The following is a 10972-nucleotide window of genomic DNA, read 5'->3' as shown; positions in this document are numbered from 1 at the left end:
ATCTAACCGTGATAAAACCGTTTAATTGCAATAATTTTAGTTTTGAAGAAATACAGCTCTCTTAAAGAGATTCAAACACGCATTGCGCAAAAGCAATTAACTTTACCCGATTTATTAGCTTATTATTTTAAGCAAATTGAAAATAATGAACACCTCAATGCATTTAATGAGGTGTTTTTTTTATCGGCCGAAGTTCAGGCGAAAGCGATACAGCAAAAAATAGAAGAAGGTACTGCAGGCAAACTTGCAGGAATGATAATTGGTATTAAAGATAATATCTGTTATAAAGACCATATCGTTACTGCGTCGTCAAAAATGCTCGAGGGCTTTGTATCTCCATATTCTTCTACCATTGTGCAGCGATTGTTACAGGAAGATGCCGTTATTATCGGCCGTTTAAACTGTGATGAGTTTGCGATGGGCGGCTCTAATGAAACTTCATACTATGGGGTTGCTAAAAATGCTGCAAATCCCGACCTTGTTCCTGGTGGGTCTTCAGGTGGCTCAGCTGTAGCCGTTCAGGCCGATATGTGTTTGTCTGCCCTGGGTACCGATACCGGTGGCTCGGTAAGACAGCCAGCTGCATTTTGTGGCCAAATTGGGCTTAAACCTACCTATGGGCGCATTTCAAGGTATGGTGTTATTGCTTATGCTTCTTCTTTTGATCAGGTTGGGCCAATTACATCATCAGTAGAAGATGCTGCCTTGCTTTTACAGGTTTTAGCTGGCGCTGATGATTACGATTCTACTGTTTCTTCAAGTGCAGTGCCCGATTATCCTGCTCATTTGAATGAACATAAAAAACACAAAATAGCGGTATTAAAAGAAACTATTGAGAGCGAAGCCCTCGATCCCGAAATCAAGTCGGCTATTTTAAAATCGATCGAGCAGCTCAAATCAGATGGACATACTGTTGAGTATGTTTCTTTTGATCTGTTGGATTATCTGGTTCCGGCCTATTATATCTTAACAACGGCCGAAGCCTCTTCAAATCTATCGCGTTATGACGGCGTTCATTACGGACATCGTAACCTAGAGGCGAAATCGCTAAATGAGCTTTATAAATTGTCCCGCGCCGAAGGTTTTGGCGAGGAAGTAAAACGCCGCATTCTTTTAGGTACTTTTGTTTTAAGTGCGGGATATTACGATGCTTACTATCAAAAAGCACAGCAGGTTCGCCGGTTGATCAGAGAAAAAATGGATGCCTTGTTTGAGGATTATGATTTAATTCTTTCTCCTGTGGCACCAACAGCAGCTTTTAAAATTGGCGATAATGTTCAGGATGCAATTGTGATGTATATGGCCGATATTTTTACCGTATTGCCTTCTTTAAGCGGAAATCCGGCTATTGCTTTGCCACTAGGCAATAATGCAGCAGGATTGCCGTTAAGTATACAGTTTACAGCCAAACATTTTGAGGAAGATAAGCTTCTGGCTTTTTCTCAGGCATTTTTATCATAGTTTTATCGTCATTGCGAGTTACAAAGCATTATAGTTAAGTATGGCAATGGCATTTTATTAACTGTTTTTCTAGGCATTGCCTAGAAGGTTCGCAGGTTCTTACTCTTTTCCTTATTATGAAAAGAAAAATCTGTATAAAGGTTTGTGAGGACACATGCCACGGTTAATGAAAATTTGAACCAATAGCCCATGATTAAAAAATTACTTTTTGCTTCAATTTGCGCTTGTTTAGGATACATTTCTTCTTCTTCCGCGCAACAAACGCTCAAACTGGATAGTCTTCCGAAGATTCACAACAACATCTTTATCAATACCGATACTGTGGCTGTGCCGGTTGTTTCAGAAAACCCATTAACCATGGGCCAGAATTTTATCTATAAACTCAGGCTCGATTCTATCGCTAAAACGGTACCTCTTCCTTACAACGAGTATGTTCAGCAGTATATCGATATTTATGCCAAGCGTAAAGATATGTTTGGGAAAATGATCGGCTTATCTAGCTATTACTTCCCGATTTTTGACAAAGCCTTAAAAGATTATAATATTCCGCAGGAAATAAAATATTTAACCATAGTCGAATCACAGATGAATCCGCATGCCATTTCGAGAGTGGGGGCAACGGGTATCTGGCAGTTTATGTTTGGCACTGGCAAGGCCTATGGCCTAAAGATGGATAACTTTGTTGATGAACGCAAAGATCCGATCCAGGCCAGTTATGCCGCGGCAGCCTATTTTAGAGACGCTTTTGAAGAGCTTGGCGATTGGCTTTTGGCCATTGCCGCTTATAACTGCGGAAAGGGGAATGTCAACCGGGCTATTGATAAAGCGGGATCGAGGGATTTTTGGGTAATCAGACAGTTTTTACCTAAAGAAACCAGAAATTATGTGCCGGCATTTATTGCTGCGGTTTATGTAATGAATTATTCTGGCAAACATCAGATTACCGCGCAAGCCTCGAGCATGTTCTTGAAAACCGATACGGTTCAAACTACCCGTTTCGTGTCGCTATCTACGCTTGCAAAAGTGTTAAATATTGATGAAGCGGCAATTATGGCCTTAAATCCATCCTACAAGAAAAAGATTGTAAATGGTACAGATGATGAGCCGAAGCGTATTGTAATGCCCAAGTTGAGGGGTGTTGATTACGCAGGTATTTATGATGTGCTAAACAATCAGGAAGTGGATGTGAACATGAAAGTAGTAGCCGCCAGTACCGATGATTCAAGAGATTTAAGAAAGAAAAAAACTAAGAGTATAACTACATCCTCCGTGGTTTATCATAAAGTTACCTCAGGACAGAGCTTAACAGCTGTTGCCGATAAATATGGTGTAGAGGCACAGGATTTAAGGGTTTGGAACGGTTTAAAAAGCAAAACGCTGGTGCCAGGACAAAGACTAAAGATTTATGCCAAAAACCGGATGCCGTTAAAAGCACCATCATCGTTTTTAAGTTACAAGGTTAAAACCGGTGATACCCTGTCTGAAATTGCAGAGAAATTTGACGGTGCAACCGTTCAGAGCATCAGAAGAGACAACCGTTTATCAAAAGCTGGTTTGCAAGTAGGGATGATCCTGAAAATCAGCCGAGGATAACAGGGCAAGCCTGACAATGGCATTCATTTCTTGATCAAATATTTAAAATTCTATCAGCAATGCTTGGTTTAATTCAATTAGTGTAACAGTAGCTTAGTGTAACGTCTTATTTAACTTTTTTGAAGGGCTTTTTATTTTATGCCTCATAAAAAGAATTGTACCTTTGCCCCCGTCACTAATAAGTTACGTAATGAGTAAGACCACTAGAAAGCAAGATGCGCTTGATTACCACTCGCAAGGCCGTCCAGGAAAGATACAAGTAGTACCCACAAAACCTACAACATCGCAAAGAGATTTAACTTTAGCGTATTCTCCTGGCGTTGCAGAGCCGTGTTTAAAGATTGCAGAAAATAAAGAAGATGTTTATAAATATACCGCAAAGGGTAACCTGGTTGCTGTAATCAGTAACGGTACAGCCGTTTTAGGTTTAGGCGATATTGGCCCGGAAGCCGGTAAACCAGTAATGGAAGGAAAAGGTTTACTTTTCAAGATATTTGCTGATATTGATGTATTTGATTTAGAGTTGGATACCAAAAATGTTGATGATTTTGTGAAAATTGTTAAGGCTTTAGAGCCAACATTTGGTGGTGTTAACTTAGAAGATATCAAAGCACCAGAATGTTTCGAGATTGAGCGTCGCTTAAAGGAAGAAATGAACATTCCGGTAATGCATGATGATCAACATGGTACAGCGATTATTTCGGCTGCGGCATTGTTGAACGCTTGCGAAATTTTCAAGAAAAAAATGGATAAGATCAAAATTGTAGTTAATGGTGCTGGTGCCGCTGCAATTTCTTGTACGAAACTTTATGTTTCTTTGGGCGCTAAAAAAGATAACATCGTTATGTGCGACCGTTCTGGCGTGATCCGTAAAGACCGTGAAGTGCTTGATGATATTAAAGCTGAATTTGCTACGGATAGAAAAATCAACACTTTGGCAGAAGCCATGAAAGATTCTGATGTATTTATCGGCCTTTCATCAGCAGATTGTGTTACAGCGGAAATGCTGACTTCGATGGCCAAAAACCCTATCGTTTTTGCGATGGCCAATCCTAATCCGGAGATTGCCTACGAACTGGCGATTAAAACCCGTAAAGACATTATTATGGCTACCGGCCGTTCTGATTATCCGAACCAGGTAAATAACGTTTTAGGTTTCCCTTATATTTTCCGTGGTGCGCTTGATGTTCGTGCAACAGGAATTAACGAGCCGATGAAAATAGCTGCCGTTAAAGCCATTGCAGAATTAGCTAAAAAATCTGTTCCAGAATCGGTAAACTTAGCTTATAATGCCCGTAACCTTAAATTTGGTAAAGAATATATTATCCCAAAACCTGTTGATTTCAGGTTAATTACAGAGGTTTCTATCGCGGTAGCTAAAGCAGCAATTGAAAGTGGAGTAGCCCGTAAAATTATTACCGATTGGGATGCCTATAGCGAAGAACTGAGAAAACGCCTGGGTTTGGATGATGCCATTATGCGTGCCATCACCACCAAAGCTAAAACAGATCCAAAAAGAGTTGTATTTGCTGAAGCTGATAATTACAAGATTTTAAAGGCCGCACAGATTGTTAATGATGAGAATATCGCTATTCCGATCCTTTTAGGAAATAAAGATAAAATACAGGCAATTATTGATGAGCACGGTTTAGAGTTAGAAGGTGTTGAGATCATCGATCAGATGCAAAATCCTGATAAAACCAAACAATATGCCGAGGCGCTTTATCAAAAACGTCAGCGTAAAGGGGTTTCATTAACTGATGCCACTAAATTATTGAGAGACCGTAACTACTATGGCGCATCGATGGTTGAGTTTGGCGAAGCGGATGCGATGATTTCGGGTCTGACCAAAAATTATGGATCTACCATTAAACCTGCTTTACATGTAATCGGTGTTGATCCGAGTGTAAAACGTGTTGCTGGTATGTACATGATGATGACCAAGAAAGGGCCTGTTTTCTTCGGCGATACCACCGTAAACGTAGATCCAACGGCAGAAGAGCTGGTAGATATTACTTTATTGCTTGATAAATCTGTTAAGCAGTTTAACATCAAGCCCCGTATTGCTTTATTATCGTATTCGAACTTTGGTTCAAATGATGGGGTAACACCAAATAAAGTAAGAGAAACGGTTAACCTCCTGCATAAAAATCACCCAGAGGTAATTGTAGATGGAGAGATGCAAGGAAACTTTGCCATCAACAACGAACTGCTGAAAGATAATTTTCCATTTAGCACTTTGGCCGATGCTCCGGCGAACACTTTAGTGTTCCCAAATCTGGAGTCTGGAAACATTGCATACAAATTGTTACAAGAGTTAGGCGGTGCCGAAGCGGTGGGTCCGATCTTGTTAGGACTGAATAAACCTGTTCATATTGTTCAATTAGGTAGTTCTGTACGCGAAATCGTCAATATGGTTACCATTGCTGTTGTAGATGTGCAAGCAAAAGAAGAAATTGCAACATCGAAACGAAAAGGTATATTTGGAAAAACAACTAAAAAGTAGAATTACATGTACGCCTATATTGATGGTAAATTGACATTCAAGAACCCAGCATATGTTGTGGTTGAAGCCGGAGGTATAGGCTATCATATAAACATTTCTTTAAATACATACAGCGCTTTAGCTGATGCAGAAAGGTGTAAACTATACACCTGGCTGCATGTAAAAGAAGATGCACATACATTATACGGCTTCGCCGATGAAGGCGAACGCCGTTTATTTTTACACTTGATATCGGTATCGGGAATTGGACCAAATACTGGTAGAATGATTTTATCATCTATCACACCGGTTGAAATCCAGACCGCAATTGTTAAAGCAGATTTGCCTCTAATTCAAAGAATTAAGGGCTTAGGAGCTAAAACCGCACAACGCCTGGTTTTAGAGTTACAGGATAAACTAAAAAAAGAAGGGGCAGATTCATTAATTTTTATGCCTCAACACAATACTGTTAAAGATGAAGCGTTATCAGCATTAGTAATGCTCGGATTCGCCAAACAAACCGCCGAAAAAACTATAGACCAGATTTTAAAAGTGACAGAGGGAACACTTTCGGTAGAGCAACTAATTAAACAAGCTTTAAAAACTTTATAGATCTACTGCCTTTGAAGAGAATATCTACATTTCTGTTTCTCATCCCTCTTTTCTTAATTGCTTCTCAAAACGCTTTCTCTCAAGTTGTTCCAAGCAAAGCGGATACTATTACCCCAAAAAATAATTTTAGTTTACGCGAGAAAGAACATTTAGGACTTAGTCCGGCCGTTAATCCATTTTATCCGGCACCTAGCAATTTAAAACGCGTTGTAGAATACGATGCCAAGAATAAACGTTATGTGGTAAAGGAATTAATTGGCGAAAAATTTGTTTTAAACACACAATACTTAACCATTGATGAATACCAGCGATTGGTTAACAGTGAGATAAAACGTGGTAACTGGCGTAGCATTTCAAATGCAGAAGTAAGTGATTACAGAAGCACAGGCATTATTCCGCAGATCCAGGTAAACAGCAAAGCTTTCGAAAAATTATTTGGTGGAACAACCATTGATATTCAACCCCGTGGAGAGGCAGAACTCACCTTTTTAGGTCGGGTAAATAAGAATGAAAACCCGCTTTTTAACGAAAGACAAAGGGTACAGACCAATTTCGATTTTAACCAAAGGATACAAATGGATCTGGTTGGTAATATCGGAACCAAACTAAAAATCAAAAGTAATTACAATACCGAGGCCCAATTTGATTTCGAAAATCAGATTAAGCTTGATTATACTGGCGGACCTGATGATATTATCCAAAAAATTGAAGCAGGTAATGTAAGCTTGCCTTTAAATACCTCTTTAATTACTGGAACCCAGGCACTCTTCGGTATTAAAACACAATTAAAATTCGGGCGTTTAAACGTAACAAGTGTTTACACTCAGCAAAAATCTCAATCACGGGAAATTAAAATTACCAATGGGGCGCAACAAAATACCACCACGGTAAATATTGATAGTTACGAGGCCAATAAACACTATTTTTTATCACAATATTTTAGGAATAACTACAATAAAAACCTGGCCAACGCACCTATCATAACCTCTCCGATCCAGATTACCAAAATTGAGGTATGGATTACCAATAAGGCAGGTAATACCACCGACTCCAGAGATGTATTGGGCTTGATGGATTTGGGTGAAAATGTTCCTTTTAACAATAATTTAATTACCGGAGGGACTTCCGGTCTGCCGGCAGGAACTACCGCTACGGGTTTCCCGCAACAGTCAAACAACCTGATCTCGCAGTTAAATGCTTATCAGGGGGGGGCTATAAGACAGACAAATTCCAATGCCATCCTTTCTTTCTTCCAGACAACACCTGCCAATAGCAGCAATACAGATAACTTTGCTAAACTGGTTTATGCCAGAAAATTAACCGAGCGTGAGTTTACCTTTCAGCCGCAGCTGGGTTATTTATCGTTGAACAACCCATTAAATGCCGATGAGGTTTTAGCTGTTGCCTACCGTTATACGTATAACGGTGTAGAATATCAGGTAGGTGAGTTTTCTACCGATGTTTCTTTTGATGCGGCAAATCCAAAAGTACTTTATGCTAAATTGTTAAAGAACGAAACCACCAAGATCCAATTGCCAACATGGGATCTGATGATGAAAAATATTTATTCTATCGGAGGGTACCAGATCAGCAGCCAGAATTTTAAACTTGATATTTACCGTATCGATAATGAAACTGGTGTGGATAATCCGGTAATGACTGAAGGACAAAATACTGCGAATAAGCAGTGGATTGCCTTAACCGAGTTTGATCGTTTGAACCAGCAAAATGAGCGCAGGCCCGATGGAGTTTTCGATTTTGTGGCCACAAATAATGCTTTTGGTTCTTATTCTACCGCAAGCAATGCCAATCAGGCGAGTATGTTCGGCGTGGGGAGCAATGGACAAACTTCGATGGTTACCAATACCAATTCGGGTTATATCACCATCGATCCGGCAAATGGAAGAATTATTTTTCCTGTGATTGAGCCATTTGGTAAAGATTTAGCGGCGAAGTTTTTACCTAGTGAGCAGGCATTGATCAATAAATATACTTTTACTGCGCTTTACGATTCAACCCAAACCATCGCTAAGCAGCTGTTTCAAAACCAGAATAGGTACACCATTAAGGTAAATTACCAATCTGATATTTCTTCTGAGTTTAGTTTAAATGCCATTAACGTTCCGGAAGGATCGGTAAAGGTTTTTGCAGGAACAATGCCATTAACCGAGGGGATAGATTTTACTGTCGATTATCAGGGTGGCCGGGTGAGCATCATCAATCAGGCACTTTTGGTGTCTGGTCAGCCGATTCGAATTACTACCGAAAACAGTGAAACCTTTGGCCTGCAGCAACGATCACTTTTTGGAACCCGCTTAGATTACCGTGTAAACAATAAGCTAAATCTGGGCGGTACAATTATGAACCTGACCGAAAAACCTTTAACTCAAAAGGTAAACATCGGCGAAGAGCCTATTTCAAATACCATTTGGGGAGCAGATATTAACTACAGCTCACCATCAAGATTTTTAACAAAACTGGTTGATAAACTTCCGTTCATTTCAACCAAAGCACCTTCGAGTGTAACGTTTTATGGAGAGTTTGCGCAACTGATCCCTGGGCACCCAAGGGCATTGAATTTTGCCGGCAGTAAAAATGGAGTAAGTTACTTAGATGATTTCGAAGCATCCAGATCGGTAATCGATTTAAAGAGTGCCATTGCCTGGCAGCTGTCGGGTACGCCACAGCTTTTCTCAGAGTTTGATAAATCCAACGATTTATCTTATGGTTACAATCGGGCAAGAATTGCATTTTATAACATCGATCCTACTTTTTATAATTCGGCGGCATCTACCACTCCGTCCAATATCAGAGGCAACCGGGGAGAACTTTCCAATCACTATGTGAGAGAAGTGATTGAGCAGGAGGTTTTTCCGTTTAAAGAAACGGCAACGGGGCAGGCCTTAAACATTACCACTTTTGATGTGGCTTATTATCCAACTGTTAGGGGGCCATATAACTTCCGCCCTACAGATTTTAGACCGGATGGAACATTATTGCAACCTAAAAATAATTGGGGAGGGTTCCAACGAAAAATCGAAACCAACGATTTTGAAGCCTTAAATGTGGGCTTTATTGAGTTTTGGGTAATGGATCCATTCATCTATAAGCCAAATTCTACCGGTGGCGACATGTATTTTAACCTGGGAAATATCTCAGAAGATATTCTTAAGGATGGCAGAAAATCCTTAGAAAATGGTCTGCCAGCCACAAACGACCCAAGCAAATACGAAGAAACCGCTTGGGGCCGTGTACCCAAATTGCAACCCGTTGTACAGGCTTTCGATAACAATGCCAGTTCGCGTAGAGCACAGGATGTAGGTTTGGATGGATTATCAGATGCTGATGAAAAAGTAAAATTTGCAGCGGCAATTACGCAGATTAAATCGCAGTTAAATGCCACCGCTTCTGCCGCACTTGATGCCGATCCATCATCAGATAATTATACTTATTTCAGAGGTCCGGCATTAGATCAGATCAACGCGGGTATTCTTAAACGCTACGAAAAATATAATGGAACGGAAGGAAACTCTAAAACTTCGCAACAGTCGCAAGAAGAATTAGGGCTTGAAAACTCTGCATCTACTTCTTTACCCGACGGGGAAGACATCAACCGCGATAATAACATGACGCAAAGTGATGAATATTTTCAGTATAAAGTTTCGATCCGCCCGGGAGATTTAAATGTTGGCCAGAACTTTATTACCGATAAGGTTACCTCGCAGGTAAAATTGGCTAATGGAAATACCCAAGCCGTTTCATGGTATCAATTTAGAATCCCAATCGGTCAGTACCAGGAAAAAGTAGGTGGGATCCAGGATTTTAAATCAATCCGTTTCTTCAGGATGTTTATGACCAATTTCGCTGATACTGCTGTGATGCGTTTTGCAAAGTTGCAGTTAATCCGTGGGGAGTGGAGAGAATATAATGCTTCCAACCAAGCTGCACAGGTAATCGTCGACCCATCGTTGCCTGCACTTACCCCTGATAATTCTACTATTGAGGTTTCGACAGTAAATATTGAAGAAAATGGAAAACGTTCACCGATTCCATATGTTACCCCTCCAGGTATTCTTCGCGAGCGCGACTACAGCAACTATCGTGGCGATACACGTTTAAATGAGCAATCGCTATCGGTTATTGTAAAATCGTTAAGAGATGGCTATGGTAGAGCTGCATTTAAAACAGCCTATAGCGATTTCAGATCTTACAAACATTTGGAAATGTTTATTCATGCTGAGGCTGTTAATAATCAAATATTAAATGATAATGATGTTGCCGCATTCTTAAGAATCGGAACCGATAACCAGGATRACTATTATGAATATGTAATCCCGTTAAAGGTAACCAATCCAGGTACAAGCGATCCTGATGCCATTTGGCCAGAAGCCAATAGAATGGATATTGATTTAACACTTTTCCAAAATGCCAAGCTCGCCCGTAACGTAGCTAAGCAAGCCAACGGACAACCGTGGCCTACAAATGTTCCATTTACCTATACCGACGGAAATAGAACTATTATAGTTAAAGGGCAACCTGACATGAGCAAGGTTAGGGTGTATATGGTAGGGATTAAAAATCCGCTCCGTGCTGCCAGTGATGAACGGAACGATGATGGCCTTGATAAAAATGCACTGGTTTGGTTTAACGAATTGAGGTTAACTGAATTTGACGAAAARGGTGGTTGGGCAGCTACCGGAAGATTGAACTTAAAACTGGCCGATTTTGCAGATGTAAATATTTCCGGAAGTAAATCTACCATCGGTTTCGGATCTATCGATTCGAAAGTGAGCGAGCGGAACCGTGCGGATAATGTATTGC

General features: G+C 40.3%; 5 protein-coding genes. All 5 read left to right on the top strand.

The features are described 5' to 3' along the window. Window positions 1-42 precede the first annotated feature (42 nt). A complete protein-coding gene (gene gatA / locus AC1DND_RS07970; RefSeq protein WP_477580585.1) occupies window positions 43-1461 on the top strand; it encodes an Asp-tRNA(Asn)/Glu-tRNA(Gln) amidotransferase subunit GatA in 1419 nt (472 codons plus the stop codon). Between the two features lie 189 nt (window positions 1462-1650). After that, window positions 1651-3054, top strand: coding sequence for a lytic transglycosylase domain-containing protein (locus tag AC1DND_RS07965; protein WP_477580583.1), 1404 nt, complete (start codon window positions 1651-1653; stop codon window positions 3052-3054). Window positions 3055-3244: 190 nt separating this feature from the next. Beyond that, on the top strand, window positions 3245-5560 hold the full coding sequence (locus AC1DND_RS07960; RefSeq protein ID WP_477580581.1) for an NADP-dependent malic enzyme: 2316 nt from the start codon (window positions 3245-3247) through the stop codon (window positions 5558-5560). Window positions 5561-5566: 6 nt separating this feature from the next. After that, window positions 5567-6151 carry a Holliday junction branch migration protein RuvA gene (gene ruvA / locus AC1DND_RS07955; protein ID WP_426326494.1) on the top strand — a complete coding sequence of 195 codons (585 nt, stop codon included), beginning with the start codon at window positions 5567-5569 and terminating at the stop codon, window positions 6149-6151. 11 nt (window positions 6152-6162) lie between these two features. Then, window positions 6163-10972, top strand: a 4810-nt coding sequence (sov, locus tag AC1DND_RS07950; protein ID WP_477580579.1) for a T9SS outer membrane translocon Sov/SprA, incomplete at its 3' end; no start/stop codon positions are given.

The sequence above is a fragment of the Pedobacter sp. 01N416 genome, assembly GCF_056399685.1.
Note: the sequence above shows the minus strand (reverse complement) of the source record. Positions and strands in the feature narration are given on the sequence as shown.